At 35.1% G+C, this 18,387-nt stretch carries 15 protein-coding genes; all 15 read left to right on the top strand.

The window, feature by feature from the left end:
• The first annotated feature begins 166 nt into the window (after window positions 1-166).
• The 15 genes from topA to DBR39_RS18775 all read left to right on the top strand — a co-directional run bounded on the left by topA (window position 167) and on the right by DBR39_RS18775 (window position 18,306).
• The gene (gene topA / locus DBR39_RS18845; protein ID WP_124535672.1) at window positions 167-2,743 is read left to right on the top strand and encodes a type I DNA topoisomerase; all 2,577 of its coding nucleotides are present in this window, start codon (window positions 167-169) and stop codon (window positions 2,741-2,743) included.
• Window positions 2,744-3,123: 380 nt separating this feature from the next.
• On the top strand, window positions 3,124-3,498 hold the full coding sequence (locus tag DBR39_RS18840) for a hypothetical protein (protein ID WP_124535670.1): 375 nt from the start codon (window positions 3,124-3,126) through the stop codon (window positions 3,496-3,498).
• Between the two features lie 364 nt (window positions 3,499-3,862).
• Window positions 3,863-4,933, top strand: coding sequence for a formimidoylglutamase (locus DBR39_RS18835; protein WP_124535668.1), 1,071 nt, complete (start codon window positions 3,863-3,865; stop codon window positions 4,931-4,933).
• Window positions 4,934-4,936: 3 nt separating this feature from the next.
• Complete coding sequence (locus tag DBR39_RS18830) at window positions 4,937-5,938, top strand: glycosyltransferase (RefSeq protein WP_124535666.1); 1,002 nt, start codon at window positions 4,937-4,939, stop codon at window positions 5,936-5,938.
• 112 nt (window positions 5,939-6,050) lie between these two features.
• Window positions 6,051-7,169, top strand: a complete 1,119-nt coding sequence (locus DBR39_RS18825; RefSeq protein ID WP_124535664.1) for a glycosyltransferase family 4 protein — start codon at window positions 6,051-6,053, stop codon at window positions 7,167-7,169.
• Window positions 7,170-7,206: 37 nt separating this feature from the next.
• Entirely contained in the window at window positions 7,207-8,088 is an 882-nt protein-coding gene (locus tag DBR39_RS18820; RefSeq protein ID WP_410494266.1) for a polysaccharide biosynthesis/export family protein, read from the top strand.
• Window positions 8,089-8,090: 2 nt separating this feature from the next.
• Window positions 8,091-10,601, top strand: a complete 2,511-nt coding sequence (locus tag DBR39_RS18815) for a polysaccharide biosynthesis tyrosine autokinase (RefSeq protein ID WP_124535660.1) — start codon at window positions 8,091-8,093, stop codon at window positions 10,599-10,601.
• A gap of 213 nt (window positions 10,602-10,814) precedes the next feature.
• Entirely contained in the window at window positions 10,815-11,705 is an 891-nt protein-coding gene (locus DBR39_RS18810) for a DUF6089 family protein (RefSeq protein ID WP_103231403.1), read from the top strand.
• Between the two features lies 1 nt (window position 11,706).
• The gene (locus tag DBR39_RS18805; protein WP_103231402.1) at window positions 11,707-12,456 is read left to right on the top strand and encodes an isoprenyl transferase; all 750 of its coding nucleotides are present in this window, start codon (window positions 11,707-11,709) and stop codon (window positions 12,454-12,456) included.
• 26 nt (window positions 12,457-12,482) lie between these two features.
• Complete coding sequence (locus DBR39_RS18800) at window positions 12,483-15,017, top strand: outer membrane protein assembly factor (protein WP_124535658.1); 2,535 nt, start codon at window positions 12,483-12,485, stop codon at window positions 15,015-15,017.
• An 8-nt stretch (window positions 15,018-15,025) separates the two neighbouring features.
• On the top strand, window positions 15,026-15,580 hold the full coding sequence (locus DBR39_RS18795) for an OmpH family outer membrane protein (protein ID WP_124535656.1): 555 nt from the start codon (window positions 15,026-15,028) through the stop codon (window positions 15,578-15,580).
• 66 nt (window positions 15,581-15,646) lie between these two features.
• On the top strand, window positions 15,647-16,150 hold the full coding sequence (locus DBR39_RS18790; RefSeq protein ID WP_124535654.1) for an OmpH family outer membrane protein: 504 nt from the start codon (window positions 15,647-15,649) through the stop codon (window positions 16,148-16,150).
• A 70-nt stretch (window positions 16,151-16,220) separates the two neighbouring features.
• A complete protein-coding gene (locus DBR39_RS18785; protein ID WP_124535652.1) occupies window positions 16,221-16,706 on the top strand; it encodes an acyl-CoA thioesterase in 486 nt (161 codons plus the stop codon).
• 48 nt (window positions 16,707-16,754) lie between these two features.
• On the top strand, window positions 16,755-17,618 hold the full coding sequence (rfbD, locus tag DBR39_RS18780) for a dTDP-4-dehydrorhamnose reductase (RefSeq protein ID WP_103231398.1): 864 nt from the start codon (window positions 16,755-16,757) through the stop codon (window positions 17,616-17,618).
• Window positions 17,619-17,625: 7 nt separating this feature from the next.
• Complete coding sequence (locus tag DBR39_RS18775; RefSeq protein WP_124535650.1) at window positions 17,626-18,306, top strand: hypothetical protein; 681 nt, start codon at window positions 17,626-17,628, stop codon at window positions 18,304-18,306.
• The last annotated feature ends 81 nt before the right edge of the window (window positions 18,307-18,387 follow it).

Below are 18,387 nucleotides of genomic sequence, written 5' to 3'. Positions count from 1 at the left end.
TGTTGATATGTATATAACAGTCTAAAACCTACACTACAAAAGGATTTATTTCTTTAGAAAATAGGTGTTTAAAGAAGATGTAAACTGACTGGATTGTTAAATTAAACCCGGTTAACAAAAAGTATATAATAAAAAAGCTTTACTTTTGCAAAAATTTTTAGTTAGAATGTCGAAAAATTTAGTAATCGTAGAGTCCCCGGCCAAAGCAAAAACTATTCAGAAATACTTAGGAAAGGATTTTGAAGTAAAATCCAGTTTCGGACATATCCGTGACCTTCCTAAAAAGGGGATGGGGATAGACCTGACTACATTCAGTCCTGATTACGAAGTTTCAGCAGACAAAAAGAAATTGGTAACCGAATTGAAGGCCGCAGTAAAGAAAGCCGAGATGGTATGGCTTGCTTCCGATGAGGACCGTGAAGGAGAAGCTATTGCATGGCACCTTGCAGATGAATTGAAATTGAAGCCTGAAAACAGAAAAAGAATTGTTTTCCATGAGATTACCAAAAATGCCATTCTAAAAGCAATCGACAATCCAAGAGATATTGATCAGAACCTGGTAAATGCCCAGCAGGCAAGAAGAGTGCTGGATAGAATTGTAGGTTTTGAAATGTCACCTGTTTTATGGAAAAAAGTAAAACCGGGGCTGTCTGCAGGAAGAGTACAGTCTGTAGCAGTAAGATTAATTGTTGAAAGAGAAAAAGAGATCCGTGAGTTTACTCCAAAAGCGAGCTTTAAACTTGATGGAATCTTTTTAAATAAAACAGAGCAGGAAATTGCTGCCAAACTGAAAAAAGACTTCGAAAAAGAAGAAGATGCTGAAAAATTCCTTGAGAAGGCAAAAACTACAGAATTTAAAGTTCTGAATGTTGAAACCAAACCAGGTACACGTTCGGCTTCGGCTCCTTTTACAACATCTACGTTGCAGCAGGAAGCTTCATCAAGGCTTGGATATAATGTTACCAATACAATGCGTCTGGCGCAGAGACTGTACGAAGAAGGGTTTATTACCTATATGAGAACAGACTCAGTAAACCTTTCCCAGGAAGCTATTGAAGGAGCAAAAAGACAAATTACTTCAGAATACGGAGCAGAATATTCTTCTCCAAGAAATTATACGACAAAATCTTCTTCAGCACAGGAAGCTCACGAAGCAATCCGTCCTACAGATTTCGGAATGAAAAGTATAGGAGATGTACAGCTGAACAAGTTATACCAATTAATATACAGAAGAACACTAGCTTCTCAGATGGCAAATGCCAAAATTGAAAAGACAGTGATCGAGATCGGGAATGCATCATTGCTCCACCATTTTGAAGCACAGGGAGAAGTAATCATTTTCGACGGTTTCCTGAAAGCTTATGGTATTGTAAAGACAGAAGAGGATGATGAAGAGAACAACGATAAGTTATTGCCCAAAGTAAGCGTAGGGGAGGTATTAAATTATAAAGCCATTACAGCTACTGAAAAATTCACAAGACCAAGTGCAAGATATACCGAAGCAGGGTTGGTGAGAAAACTTGAAGAACTGGGAATTGGTAGACCTTCTACTTATGCTCCGACTATTCAAACCATTCAGAACAGAGAATATGTGGATAAGAGGGAAATAGAACCTCAAACCCGTGAAGTGATCAAAATGTCTTTGATAAATGATAAGATCAAAAAAGTAGTTCTTGATGAGAAATTCGGGGGTGATAAAAATAAATTCCTTCCTACAGATATCGGTGAAGTAGTCAATGACTTCTTAACGGATAACTTCAAAGAAATCCTGGATTACGGTTTTACGGCAAGAGTAGAAGAAAGTTTTGACGAAATTGCAAGCGGTGATCAGAAATGGAAAGAAATGATGACGAATTTCTACTCAAAATTCCACCCAAGAATTGAAGATGTAGAAGAAAATGCAGACCGCGCAACAGGAGACCGATTATTAGGAGTAGATCCTAAGACGGGTAAAAATGTTCATGCAAGAATCGGAAGATTTGGAGCGATGATCCAGATTGGAGAAACAGATGATGAAGAAAAACCTGTTTTCGCGTCATTAATGACTGGACAAAATATTGCAACCATTACTTTTGATGAAGCTCTGGAACTTTTCAAATTACCTTTCGATTTAGGGGAAGTTGATGGTCAGTCAGTTTCTGTGGGTGTTGGTAGATTTGGCCCTTATGTGAAATGGGGAGAAACTTATATCAGCATTCCGAAAGGTGAAGATCCACTTTCTGTAGATCAGAAGCGTGCGGAGGAAATCATCAATGAAAAGAAAATTGCTGATGCTCCAATTGCTACTTATAAAGGGGAGCCGGTAACGAAGGGAACGGGAAGATTCGGACCATTTATCAAATACAAAGCTATTTTTGTGAATGTTCCAAAGAAATATGACTTTGAAAATCTTTCTCAAAGTGATATCAATGAACTGATTGATGCAAAGCTTGAAAAAGAAGCCAACCGATATATCCAACAGTGGGAAAAAGAAAAAATTTCTATTGAAAACGGAAGATGGGGACCTTTCATCAAGTTCGGAAAAGCAATGTTCAAAATTCCAAAGAAAGCAGACGATACAAAATACGATGCTGATGAATTGAAAGAACTTTCTTTAGATGAGGTTAAAAAATGGATTACCGATCAGGATCCTAAAGCTTTTGCTGAAAAGAAAAAGCCTGCGGCTAAAAAAGCAGCCACAACTAAGAAAGCAACTACAACAGCGAAAAAACCTGCGGCTAAGAAACCGGCAGCTAAGAAATAAATAGTCTTTAAGTAGAATAGGAAAGCACAGATTTTGGTCTGTGCTTTTTTTTGCTTTTATAAAGTCAGATATTAAATGATGGCATGGGTTTTTTAACCTGTGCTTTTCATTTATAATTATTTCAAAAAATGTAAAAATTGCATCATTTTACTCATTAAATAAATTTCTCTTTGTTGGGAATTAACCTTCACGTGCGCTTATCACGTAGGTCTAGGTATAAATACGCAAATGGAAAATTCCGTACTAAGACTGTGATATACAGTGTTTTAATTCTGTAGTTTTACATCGTAATATTACAGACAGTGGAGTTCAGAAACCACTTTAAAAACGAGGCGGATTCTGAAAAGCCAAACGAGTAAGAAAACAAAAACTATAAAATCATGGCAGAATTTAAATTTAGCGAAGAAGCTATTTCACACGCATTAGAAGCGGCAAAAAGATCACACGAAGACAGTCAGGCAAATCGTCGTTCATCAGGAGCGGATTCAGATTTAAGCCTTGCTAATACTAGCGCAGGTTATCTACTTGTAACAGCAGAGTGTATTTCAATCACTGTTGAGAACAACAAAGTGTGCATCAACCTACCTTTAGGCTTTGGAAAATATTGTTTCAGCATACCATTAAGTATTCCTAATGGAACGGCTGGACAGGCTTGCTTGTCTATTTGTACTACTTGGGGAATTCCAACAGGAATTAGAGTAACTATTATTATAGCTGGAATCACAATTATCAGTCAGTCATTCGGAAAGTGCTAATTAGCCAGTACACGAATTAGAATAAAAAGTCCGCCTCATATACTACATGAGGCGGATTTGTTTTTATAACGTTTTATGAATAATCTCAATAAAAATCAACTATAAAGCACAGGATACTCAATTGATTTTCATCTGCTAAAGTAGTTATTAAACTTTTTTTGACATTTTAAAACGTAAAATTTGAAATGAAACCTGTAGAACCTTGTCAAAGTTTTAAACTTTGACAAGGTTGTCGGATAAAACTGTTTACAATTTGTTGATGCTTTTTTTTTAACAAAATATACCACAGTCTACTCAGTTCCCATGTTTTTTGTATGTTTGTTATATCAAGCAATTAATCAATTATTACATTTCAAATTAAAATATGGATTTCGAAGACTTTATCATTTCACCAAGAAATTTCAAAACAGAAAGCTGGCAGATAGGAAATCGGATTACAAAAGATATCAAAGAAGACAGTATTGTCCTTTTGTTTGTATCAGACTACCGAGGTGCGGGCGGAGATGCGGAAGTACAGGACTTTACCGGGGTAAGGAAAGAATTTTATAAACTTTCGCAGATGGACTTCGAAATTCCTGTTGTAGATCTTGGAGATTTGGTCTCAGGGAAATCGGTTCAGGATACCCACTATATTTTACAGGAAGTTCTGTCGGCATGTCATTATAAAAGAGCAATTCCGGTGATTATCGGCGGCTCCAATGATTTTGCCTTTTCAGTATTTTCTGCGTTGAACTTTCACAAGAAAAGCCTCAATTATACCCAGATAAGTAATATTATTTCCCTTCAGCAAGGGGAAACGATCAATGAACATACTTTTTTAAGCAAAATTTTCGGAGCCAAGAATTTCTCTATTAAAAATTACCATCATCTAGGGTACCAGAAACATTTGAATGAAATGGATTCTGTGAGGCTGATCAAAGAAGTAGAATTTGATATTATCCGTCTTGCGGAGATGATGAATTCTACAGAAAAAACAGAACCTTTCTTCAGAAAAGCAGATCTGGTTACAGTAAATTGTGATGCTGTGGAAAGCTTTAGTGAGCCTTTTTCTATGAATCCGCAGGTAAACGGACTGAACAGAAGAGAAATTTGTGCTTACATGAAGGAAATCGGATTGAGTGAAAATCTGAAGTCTGTCGGGATTTTTAATTATAATATTTATTCTGAAAATCAACTGAACCACCAGCTGTTAGCACAGATGTTGTGGTATCTGATCGAAGGAATAAACATTCAGTACTCTCATCCGAAGGAAAGACATTATGAACAGTTCTATGTGTTGATAGATGACAGACAATATGCATTCAAGCGTGATACTTTCAGTAATTTGTGGTATTTTGGTGATGATGAAAATATAGAAAACTGCATTCCGTGTTCCAGAAAAGATTTTGATGAAGCTAAGAAAGGATGGCTGAGTGCAAGACTGACGAAAATTTAATGTATGACAAATGTTCCCCCAAGAGTATCCATTATTGTTCCCGTTTATAATGTCGAGAATTATCTGACAAAATGCCTTGACTCCCTGGTGAATCAAAGTCTTCCCAATATTGAAATTCTTGTAGTGAACGATGGAAGCAGAGATCATTCTGAAAAAATTATTGAAGGATATGCACAAAGGTATCCGGAAAAAATAAAAGCTTTTACCAAAGAAAACGGAGGCTTAAGTGATGCCCGTAACTTTGGGATTGATAGGGCTTCCGGTGATTATATAGGTTTTGTAGACAGCGATGATTATGTCACCGAGACCATGTTTGAGGAAATGCTCCTTTTAGCAGAAAAGCACCAGGCAAAAATGGTCATCTGTAATATTCAGAAAGTAGATGAAAACGGAAGGGTTACCCAAAAACTGACTCAGATTCCCAATATGCCTGAAAAAATAGCTCTTGAAAGTAATTTTTCGGTGTTTTCTGATATCAGCTATTTTGCATGCAATAAGTTGTTCAAGAGAGAGCTTTTTAATCAAAGAAGATTTAAAAAAGGGATTCATTTTGAAGATATTCAGCTTATTCCACAATTGCTGCTTGAATGTGAAACGATAGCTCAGACTCAAAATTTTCATTATCAATATCTGGAGCGTTCGGATTCTATTACAAAGACCCATACAGAAAAAGGACTTGATATGCTGAAAGCCGTTGTTGATGTGGAAAAAATATTCAGCACATCTCAATATTCCCACAAAAAAGAGGAATTGAAAAATTTTCAGATTTTTGAAGGAGTTTATTCATTTTTGGCCTATCTGGCATTCGTGAAAAAAGAAGAATTGTTCTATAGCATGTCTGATCAGTTAATTCTTTTTATGAATAAAAGACAAATAAAAGTTCAAGATATATTGAAGTATAGTCGTTTTGGTAAGAATTATCTTTTATCTTTGCCCTTGAAGAAAAAGATTTTTTATCTATTATTTTTTGCCGGGCAGAAAAGATTGATAAGAAAATTGATATAAACACAAATGTAAGTACTATTGTTTCGGTCAATAGAAAACAATGATGAAGTTCTTTATAAGTTCTGCATTATCAGTTTTTATTGTAAGATACAAGTGCTGAATAAGAAAAAGAATGAAAAATTTTGAATTGTTCTTAAGCGGATCGGGAATACCTATTTTCTATATAAAAATAGGATTAGGCTTTGTATTCTCATTTTTAATTACTTTTTTTTCTATTCCTACCATCGTTAAGATTTCAAGAAGAAAGAATCTGATGGATGAGCCGGGAATGAGAAGCTCGCACCTTAGAGAGATTCCCAATCTGGGAGGAATTGCCATATTTTATTCCATAGGAATTTGCGCCTCAATTTTTGCTTACGAGCTGTTTGACCTCTATAAATTCTTATTTGCTTCATTGATTATCCTGCTTTATGTAGGGGTAATGGATGATATTGTTGTAATGAGGGCATACAAAAAACTTGTTGCACAGATTGTGGTGTCATCGCTGGTGGTGATAGGATCAGATATCAGAATCAGAAGCTTATTTGGAATATTTGGAGTGTATGAATTAGAATATTTTGTGAGTGTTCTGTTCAGCATTATTACTTTTATTATTCTGATCAATGCTTTTAATTTAATAGACGGAATAGATGGATTGGCAGGCGGATATTCTGTAATCTGTAGTGCTTTATTTGGAATAAGTTATTACAGGTTAGGAGAATATAATTATCCTCTGGTTGTACTATCCGTTGTTATTATTGGGACCGTATTGGCATTTTTATACTATAATCTATCGAATTATCGTACTCGTAAAATATTTATGGGAGATACTGGCTCCATGTTACTTGGCTTTTTACTGGCATTTACCTCCATTTGTTTCATAGACATTTTTATTGATAAAAAACTGGCAGACGTACCCAGATATCATCTTCAGTCTGCTCCTGTTGTAGCTGTTGCGATCCTGATTCTTCCGATCGTAGACACATTAAATGTAATTCTGGTGAGGCTCTATAACAAAAAGTCACCATTCGATGCAGATAAAAACCATATTCACCATAAGTTACTAAAGCTGAATCTTACCCATAGGAGATCTACTTTCTATATTATTCTTTACTATATGATGATCGTAGGAGTAGCCTATTGTTTTAGACATATTAATGTGAATATGCTATTATTGGTGATCATTTCCTTGGGTTTTTTTGGAGCTTATTTGCCAGATTTGCTATATCGATTAAGAAATAATAAAAATTAACAATTAAATATTACTTTTGTAAACAATATTATATATGATGAAGAACTTTAAATATTTATTTTTAATATTCCCCTTTTTAGTTACCTCATGTATCACAACAAAGGATGTGAGGTATTTACAGCCAAGTGAAAGTCTTGTTATTAACGAAGAAGGTCTTGTTCCTTACAACATTCCCGTGTACAGGATTACTAAAAATGATATCCTCAATCTTAATATTGTGACAACTCCCAAAGGAGATGCAGCACAATTTTACTCCTCTTACAATACTTCTGGCGGATTATCCAACGGAGGGGTCACAAGTTCTGCAGTATCAGGAGGAGGAGTTAATGTAGGAGCTAATGGTGGTGGATCCGGAGGAGGTAGAGGTGGAAATATGAATTTTTATTTTAATGGATTGAAAGTGGACTCCAATGGTGATATCAATATTTTTGGAATAGGATATATAAAAGCAGAAGGAAGAACGCTTGATGATATTACAAAAGAAATACAAGATAAAGTAAATGAAAATTTCCAGGAAGGTAAGTCGGAAGTACGATTGAATACAGATGGTATTACTTATTATATTCTTGGTGATGTGGAGACTACCGGACTTTCAGGAGAAAAAGTAACCCACAAAAACACCCTTACCATTACTGAAGCACTGGCAATTAATGGTGGGTTAAACAGAACTATCGATAAAAAAGAAGTGGTTATCCACAGAAAACTTCCTGAAGGAATCAAAATTGCCAAAATAGATCTTACCCGTGAGGATCTTATGAATTCTCCTTACTATTATATACAAAATGGTGATGAAATCTATCTGAACACAAGAGCAAAAAGCTTGAACGGATTTGGAAAAGATCCTATTCAGACTTTGACTACAGGAGTTTCGGTAATTACTACGGCATTGTCTATTTATTTACTCCTTAAAAATCTTTAATTATGATTCCAGAAAGAGTAGCCAATACAGAGAAAAATAACTCTCAGAAAGATAAATCCGGAAGCTTTGCATTATTTGATTTAGAACATTTTTTAAGAAGAATCCTTAAAAACTGGTACTGGTTTGTATTCATGCTGATTATTGGATATGCCATGTCATGGGTATACAGTAAATATTATGCACAGAATATTTATGCATCAGACTTGTCATTAAGTACTTCCAGTAAAGCTTCTGAATTTTTGCCCACTCAGTCTAACCAGTCTATTAACTTCATTTGGGGAGATACGGGAAACCAGGACGGGCTTTATCTGAAAAAAATGCTTTTATCCAGATCACATAACGAATTTTTGGTAAAAGAATTAGATCTTTTTGTGAACTATTCTACCAAAGGGCTTATAAAATCTACTTATCTGGACAAAGATGATTCACCAGTCTTTCTTCAGATTGATAAAAAGCACCTTCAGCAGATCAATTATCCTATTACTCTGATGCCAAAAGGAGATGGGAATTATGAAGTTGTTTTACCTGAAGAAGGTGAAACTACAAGCTTATATAGCTATGAAGTAGAAGGTTTTCAGAGCATCAACTCATACAACAGACCTGCTAATAAAACGATTAAGCTTAACGAATGGTATACCTCTCCTAACCTGAGATTCAGATTGCTTAAGAACCCTGTTACTTCTAAAATTAAGCTGGATAATATCATCATAAGTCTGAACTCAGTAAACCAGAGTGTAGACGAAATCGTTTCTACAACAGGCGTAGACTTTGATAAAGAAATCAGGTCTATTATGATCATTACTAAAAAAGGGTATAACCTTAACAGTACTGTGAATTTCCTTAATAAATCTGTTGCAGAGCTGCAGAAAAAAAGACTGGCTGATAAAAATATTGTTAATAAGAATACAGATATATTTTTAAAAGATAATTTAGGTAAAATTCGTAAAAAACTTGATTCTAGTGCAAACGTACTGAACTACTTAAAGACTTCAGAAAAGCTTTACAATATTAAAGACAGAGATGAAAAATCTCTTGAAAAAATAAAAGAACTTGAAGCTAAAAAAGCAGATGTTTTAAGCAAAATCAATTCTTTGAATAATATCAGGAATACGCTTCAGTCTCAGAATTTTGATAAAATGATCGGGACAAATGCTGCAGGTTTTGAAGATGGTGTTTTTTCAGCAACAGTTTCTGAACTTAGGGCTCTATACACTAAAAGATCTGAAATGGCTGCCATCTATAAGCCTTCATCAGAACCAATAAGAGAGATCAACAGACTTATTGATGAAGCAAAAATGGGTTCATCCAATAGTTTGAGAAGCTATTATAACAGATACTATGAGGAGATTAATAAAATAGACCGTGAAGTAGCTGGTGCCAATTCTGATTTAACTTCTTATCCTGAAAAAGAAAGAAGATATATGGATGCAGAGAGAGGATATAATATGATTGAAGCTACTTATAACAGTCTTTTGGGAAGACAGGGCGACACTCAGATGAGAATGGCAACCAATCAATCTGATATTACGGTGATTGACCCGGCTAAGAATTTAGGACAAAGACCGATAGGACCTAATGTGAAGCTGGCAAAGACTGCAATTATTTCAGGAATGCTGTTGCTTCCATTATTATTTATCCTGATTGGTGAAGTGCTTGATAGTAAAATCAGAAATATCAAAGAACTGTTAGGTGCAACGAAAATTCCACTTCTTGGGGTGATCGGAAATAACAGCAATGAAAATATGCTTACTGTTTTGGAACAACCAAAATCATCTGTATCAGAAGCCTTCAGGGGAATAAGAGCCAATATGAGATTTTTGATGGATAATGAAGAGGAAAAAGGGAAAGTCATCCTGATAACATCATCTATTGGTGGTGAAGGGAAAACTTATATTTCAATTAATCTGGCATCTGTAATAGGTTTAAGTGATAAGAAAACAATCTTATTGGGGATGGACCTTAGAAAGCCGAAAATCTTTGGAGATTTCAAGATTGATAACAAATATGGTATTTCAAATTACCTGACTGGGGAAGTAGGAATTGATCAGATTGTCAACAAAACAAAGATCCCGAATCTTGATGTTGCCACTTCAGGACCTATCCCGCCAAATCCTTCCGAGCTTTTGATGAGTCAGAAAAATATCAAATTTATAGAAGAACTGAAAGAAAAATACGATTTCATTATTATAGATTCTCCGCCGGTAGGATTGGTTGCAGACTCATATGAATTGATGAAACATTCTGACGCTAATCTTTATGTTGTTCGCCATGAATACACAGAAAAGTACATGCTGAAAATGATAACGGAAAAATATCATAATGATGAAATTAGTAATTTAGGACTTGTTTATAATGACTATAATACAAAACAAGGGTATGGTTACGGATATGGTTATGGCTACGGCTACGGATATGGCTACGGTTATGGCTATTTTGATGAAGATAAAAATTATAAAGAACCTTTGCTGATCAGGATTCGAAATAAAGTACAGGGATTATTTAATAAAAAATAAAGCATTAAACCTCCATTTAATGGGGGTTTTTTCATATGTAAGCTATTTTCATTCTATGAAAAAAAGAATATTTTTGCCACTTTGCCGTTTACTTTATAACAAATTATGTTTTTTTGTTTATTTTTAACTAAACATTAAGATTATCATTAATATAAAAAAGTTTTATATTTGCAAAAATTAAATTTTAAAATAACCATAAATCCATATTCTTTTATGAATAAAAAATTATTGTTTAGCTTCCTTGCCTTCCTTGGAGTGGTAAGTGTTAAAGCACAAAGAAACGAATTGGGAGTTCGTCTAGGTATGAGTAACCTAGTGGGAGATGTAGGAAGTACGAATTATATTTTACAAAAGCCGTTGGATTTAAACAGAGTGTCAGATTGGGGCATCCCATTTTATGGAGGTTTATTATATAGGTTTAATTTTAACCCGCATCAGACCATTCGATTGGATTTAGGATACAACCAGGTTCAGTTTAGTGATAAAGCGGCAAAAGAGGATTATAGAAGAAATAGAAACTCATACGGAAAAAATAACGTGTATGAGGCGAGTTTAATGTTTGAATATAACTTTTTCCCTGTAAATAATGAGCAGATCAGCATGCTAAGCCCTTACATCTTCGGTGGCGTTGGTGCTTTGATGTTCGATGCTCCTAAAGCAACCCTGATGAATGACTTCAGAAGAGATGCTGATGGGGTGGCACAGGCTCCAATCAATGAATTGGATTTCACGACCAAAACAGATTATTCATTAGGAAAAAAAGTAACAGTACATATTCCTTTTGGGGTAGGTTTGAAGTATAAATTCAACCACTCATGGGCTATATTTGCAGAAGCTACGTTCAGATATACATTGACGGATCAGTTGGATCACAGTAAGATCCTTTCCAAAGATGTAAAAACTTCTTTTAATGCTGATATTTTGGACCCTGCTACAGGAAGTTCATTATTACAGTCTGGAAATTACTATGCAGTTTCTAAAGAAAGAGAAGCAGAGTTTATTAAAAAGAGAAATATTGGAGATGGAAGATCTAATGACTGGATGAATACTTTCAGCTTAGGACTGACATATTCGTTCGGAAGACCTCCATGTTATTGTGAATAATATGTCGTTGATTAAAGATAAAATAAATTCTGAGAATTTACCAAAACACGTAGCCATCATTATGGATGGTAATGGAAGATGGGCAAAATCTCGTGGCGAAGAAAGAACCTTCGGTCACAAAAATGCCATTAATGCAGTTAGAAATGCCATTAATGCTTGTAATGAGATTAATATCCCTTACTTAACATTGTATACATTCTCTTCAGAAAATTGGAGCCGTCCAAGTGAAGAAGTGAATACCCTTATGAATCTGTTGGTAGAGACCTTACTGCTAGAGGCAGAAGAGATCTTCAGCAAAGGATTGAGAATGCATGTTATAGGGAATTTGGAAAAGCTGCCTACTTTAGTAAAAGAGCAGTTGGAACGTGTGGTAGAACTTACAAAAGAAAACACAAAAGGAAACCTTGTATTGGCTATAAGCTACGGCTCACAAAATGAAATTTTGGAAGCTGTAAAAAATATAAGTTCTGATGTAAAAGAAGGAAAAGTAGAGATAGAAAATATTAACGAAAGTTTATTTGAAAATTATCTTTATACAAAAGATTTTCCTCCTGTAGACTTATTGATCAGAACCAGCGGTGAAATAAGGATAAGCAATTTCCTGCTTTGGCAGATCGCTTATGCAGAATTACAGTTTTTAAATGTACTATGGCCGGATTTTTCCAAAGATATTTTCTTTCAATGTATTGTTGATTATCAAAACAAAGAAAGAAGATACGGTTTAACCGGTGAGCAAGTAAAAGGCCAATAAAATTTAGAAAAGAAAGACTCGATAAAATGAAGTTTAGACTATTACCCATCATTATGTTTGCTGCTTCTGCACATTTTTATGGACAAGTAACTCCAAAGGACAGCACAAAAGTAAATAATGCTGTTCACGCAGAAAATGAGGCAGGCACTTATACACTTAAAGACATCGTTGTAGATGGGGTAAAGAAATATACACCCGCTCAGATCTTAAGATTTACAGGCCTTACAAAAGGAGAAAGTGTAGATATTCCAGGACAAAAAATCAGCAATGCTGTTAAAAAACTTTGGGATACTCAATCTTTTTCTGAAGTGGAAGTGTATGTTCAAAGCATTGAAGGACAGACGATCGTTCTGAAATTCTACCTGCAGGACCTTAAAGAACTTGGAGAAGTTAAATTCGCAGGGAAAGGAATTGGTAAATCTAAAAGTGAAAAAATGGCAAAGGATAACAACCTTAAGCCAGGAACTAAAATCACTCAGAACCTAGTTTCAAGCCTTAAAACCAATGTCCCTAAAGACTTTATTAAAAAAGGTTTTGCGGACGCCAAAATCACTATTCAGGATAAAGTAAATGCAGGAGACCCTGCTTTAGTAGACTGGACAATCAATGTAGAGAAAGGGAAGAGGATTAAAATTGATCATATTGAATTTGAAGGAAACGAAAGTGTAACCGATAGAAAACTTAGAAACAAAGCTTTCAAAGAAACAAAACAGAAACGTTTTGGTATCGGTGGTATCTTGAAATCCTCAAAATTCATTGAAGATAAATATCAGGAAGATAAGCAAGGACTTATCAGTTATTACAACTCCCTGGGGTATAGAGACGCCAAAATTGTTTCAGACTCAGTATGGAGAAACAAAAGGAATAACTACGAAATCAATGTAAAACTTAACGAGGGTAAAAAATATTACATCGGTGACGTTACGTTCACAGGTAATACAGTATACGCTACAGAATATTTACAAAGATTATTAGGATATAAGAAAGGAGATATTTACGATGCTGTAGGATTCAACAAAAAAGTAGGAGAAGACGGTGGTAAAGAAGATGATTCAGATATCAAATCTGTTTACATGAACAATGGTTACCTTTTCTCTAACGTAACACCTGTTGAAAAATCAGTATCAGGAGATGCCGTAAACCTTGAAGTTAGAATTAATGAAGGAGAACAGGCTACTTGGAATAAAGTAACTTGGCAGGGGAATACAACAACCCATGACCACGTAATTCTTAGAGCACTAAGAACAAAACCGGGAGAGCTATTCAAGAAAACGGAAATTAAAAGAACATATTTCGATTTAGCAGGGATGTCATTCTTTGACCCTCAGCAGATCGGACAGGATATTCAGCCAAATCAGCAGGATAACACCGTTGATGTTAATTGGAAGCTTGTAGAAAAAGGATCTTCTCAGGTGCAGTTACAGGCAGGTTACGGTGGTAACAGCTTTATTGGTACCTTAGGATTGACATTTAATAACTTCTCATTAAGGAATTTCCTTAAGTTTAAAGACTTCAAACCAGTACCTCAGGGAGATGGACAAACCTTCTCTATTCAGGTTCAGGCAGGACAGTACTTCCAGAACTATGGAGTATCATTTACAGAACCTTGGTTATTTGGTACAAAACCAACAGCCCTTTCTGTAAGTTTGAACAACTCCAGAGTAAGATATACAGATCAATACGGAGCAGCTCAGAAATTGAACATCTTCTCTGCTTCAGTAGGTTTAAACAGACTATTGAACTGGCCGGATGATTACTTCTCTCTTTACACTGGTTTACAGTTCCAGAAGTATGACTTCAATAACTATCCATTTCAGTTTGGTGATACTACAGAAAATAATGGTACAGCCAATAACTTCAGTATCAACTTAGGATTGAGTAGAAACTCAGCAGGGATTGACCCAATCTTCCCAACAACGGGATCCAATATGGAACTTTCAGCAAAACTGACACCTCCATATTCATTGTTTAAGAAGAAAGATTACTCCACCATGTCTGCAATTGACAAGTACAAGTGGATGGAATTCTATAAAATCAAGTTTAAAGCAGACGTTTACAATGAGATCATTGGAAAATTGGTCTTGAGATCTTCTGCTGAAATGGGATTCATGGACGGATATAACAGTCAGCTGGGAGCTCCGCCATTTGAAAGATTCTATATGGGAGGTACAGGTCTTTTCGGAGGTAGATATGACGGTAGAGAATTGATTCCTTTGAGAGGATATGAAAATGCGACTACAAATGGAGGAGAAGCAGAAGATATTACTCAAAAAGGAGGAGGTACAATTTACAACAGATTCACGTTAGAATTAAGATACCCAATCTCAATGAGCCAGACTGCAAAAATCTATGCACTGACATTTGCTGAAGGAGGTAACGTATGGAACACATGGAGTTCTTACAGCCCATTCCAGTTGAAAAGATCAGTCGGGATTGGAGTAAGAGTTTATATGGGAGCATTTGGATTGATCGGATTCGACTTTGCACTTGGTCTGGATAAAACATTATCAGGTGATAAGTCTGGATGGAGAAACCACTTCTTGATGAACCAAACACTATAATTAGAAATATGAAGCACTTTAAAATAATTTTCACATTCGCATTACTTTTGCTTTTTGGGTTTAATAATGCCCAAAAGATAGGAGTAGTGGATACTAATGAAATTTTGAATAAATTACCTCAGTATAAAGAAGCGGAAGCAAGACTGAATTCTCAGATCGATACCTGGGAGTCAGAACTTCAAAACCTTCAGTCTGAATATGAAAGAAAAAAAGCTGCTTTTGAAAGTGAAAAAGTTTTATTAATAGGGGATCAGCTTAAACTTAGAGAAAAAGAAGTTGTAGACCTTGACAAAAATATTAAAACCACAACAAGTTTACGTTTTGGGGCTAATGGTGAAATTACAAAACTGAGAACAAATCTGGTTTTACCTTTTCAGGATCAGATCTGGGGAGCAATCAAAACGATGTCTGAAAAAAATGGATTGGGCATAGTTCTTGATAAAAGCAATAACATTAGTGTTATTTTCCTTCAGTCAAAATATGATTACACCGAGAAAGTATTATCTATTCTGCTAAAAGGAACAGATAAGAAGGAAAAAACAAATAGCAAAGGCAAAAAATAAATTATCAAATTAACTTTTGCTATATTTTAAAATCTAAAAACAAATTAAATTATTTATTTACCAGTTATGAAAAAATTAAGTGTATTATTTGCAGCAGTAATGATGGTTGTATCTGTAGGTATGGCAAAAGCTCAAAAAATTGCTACTTTAGATGTAATGGGAGTTCTTAACGCTATGCCGGAGAAAAAGAAAGCAGATGCTGATCTTAAAACATTCTTAGATACAAAACAAGCTGAGATTAAGAAAAAAGCTGACGCAGCTCAAACTAAATATCAGCAATATCAGACAGAAGCACCAAAAAAGACAGCTGATGAAAACAAAGCTAGAGAAGAAGAGATGAAAAAATTAGCTGAAGAAATTCAGCAAATGCAAGACAAAGCTCAAAAAGATCTACAAGCTAAACAAGATGTAGCTTTCGGACCAGTTGAGAAGAAATTGAATGATGCAGTAGAAAAAGTAGCTAAAGCTAACGGTTACGATTATATTATGGATGCAAATTCAACAGCATTCCTTTATAAAGCAGGACCAGACGCTACTCCAGCTGTGAAGAAAGAACTAGGAGTTCAATAATTTCAGCAAATTAACAAAGATTTATAAAACTAACCACCTCTTTTAGAGGTGGTTTTTTTATTTTTGCGGAATGGAAAAAGAAGTATCAACTACAGTTAAAGTTAGGTTTAGTGACTGCGATCCGATCGGACATTTGAATAATGTAAAATATCTTGATTATATGTTCAATGCCAGAGAAGATCATGTAGAAACATTTTATGGATTTACCTATGAAGAATATACCAAGAAAACCGGCTGTACCTGGATTGCCATTCAAAATGAAATAGCATACTTAAAAGAAGTAAGATACAACACGCAGGTGGTCATCAGCAGCAAAACCATCGATGTGCAGGATAGAACTGCTAAAGTTGAAATTCTGATGAAGAGTCTGGATGAAAAGACAATTCATGCCGTACTTTGGGTGACCGTTATTTATTTTAATGTTAAAACCAGAAAATCTGAAGTTCATCCCGAAGAGATCAAAGAACTCTTTGATAAATTTTATGTAGATTTAATACAGAAAGACTACCAGTCACGAGTAAAGTTTTTAAGAACTCAGAATGCGAAAAATTCTTAGTCAACAGTTCTTATCAAACATATCAACTTAAAAATTAATAATAGATAAATGAAAAAAATAGCAGTAATAGGAAGTAACGGACAATTGGGAAACTGCATTAGAAAAATAGCGCCTGACTTTGAACATCAATATGAATTCTTATTTACAGACTCATCCACTTTAGATGTTACAAATGAAGAACAGGTAAACGATTTCTTTTATGATAATAAACCCGATTACTGCATCAATGCTTCTGCATATACCGCAGTGGATCTGGCAGAAACTGATAAAGAAAAAGCTTTTGCCATCAATGCAGATGGAGTAGCTCATCTTGCTCAGGCATGTGTAGAATGCAAATCCACTCTGATTCATGTTTCTACTGACTACGTTTTTGATGGAAGCACGAATCTTCCGTATTCTGAAGATGATTTTACCAATCCAATAGGCGTATATGGAGAATCAAAAAGAAAAGGAGAAGAACTGGCTTTAGAAATCAATCCTAAAACCATTATACTAAGAACTTCCTGGCTGTATTCAGAATTCAATAAGAACTTTGTGAAGACAATGCTGAATTTGTTCTCTCAGAAAAAAGAATTGGGAATCGTTGCCGATCAGTTTGGACAGCCAACTAATGCAACCGATCTTGCAGAAGCAATCCTGGCAATCATTGAAGCTCCAAACAAAACCTATGGGATTTTCCACTTCTCAAACTATCCGGAAACAACATGGTTCGAATTTGCCAAAAAAATTGCTGAATTTTCAAAATCCTCAGTAAAACTAAATCCGTTAACAACCGAACAGTATCCAACTCCTGCCAAAAGACCTGTGAGAAGTACAATGTCTTTGGATAAAATTGAAGAGACTTACAAAATAGAGCCCAAACATTGGGAAAACAGTCTTGAAGAATGTGTTGATGTACTTTCACAACAATAATACATATATGAAGAATATAGCAATCATCTTTTCCGTGTTGTGTATCCAGTTGTGGAATGCACAGAATGTTTATCTGACCAAGGTTGAGAAAACAAATGATAACCCGGATAAATTCTTCCATAAAAAAGAAGAAGCAGGTACCGATGCAGTTTATCTAGGAGAAGTAGAAGTTCAGGGATTTTCAAAAGATGATGCACTCGTATTTTCTTTAGTATATAAAAAAGCAAAAGAGATCGGTGCCAATACATTCGAATTAAAACCTTTCGAAAATGTTGACGGCACCCCTCAGGAATTCAATGCTGCCAATTATAAAGTTGCTTTATACTATACCCCTAAAGAAAAGCTGACCGCTCAGCATGGTGATATGTATATATTTGCATCCTCTGAAAAAGATCAGAAAATAAGTATCAACCGCAAAGACTACACGATCTCTCCAAGGTCATTTTTAAAAATTAAAGTTGTTCCCGGAGAAATCTATACCATTTCAACAAAGAAACTTTTAGGATCTACTGTAAAAGTTCAGCCAAAAGCCGATGATGATAATCTTTACTTCCAGGTTTCATCCTTAAAAGTGAAGCCGGATAACTCAGGAATAGGAGGTTTGAACCTTAAATCCGGAGATATTATTGGACTGGAAAAGTCTTACGCCGAATTTTTGAGCGCGATTTATAAAAAAATCAACCCTTAAAAGCAGTCAGGAACACTATTATTCCTGGTTTTACTTTATAAGGATATAATGTAACCAATTTTGTTTAAAATTTTTCTCTCT

This window comes from Chryseobacterium sp. KBW03, from assembly GCF_003852415.1.
In the GTDB taxonomy this organism is placed as follows: Bacteria; Bacteroidota; Bacteroidia; order Flavobacteriales; family Weeksellaceae; genus Chryseobacterium; species Chryseobacterium viscerum.
This window is presented reverse-complemented; position numbering and strand designations above follow the sequence as displayed.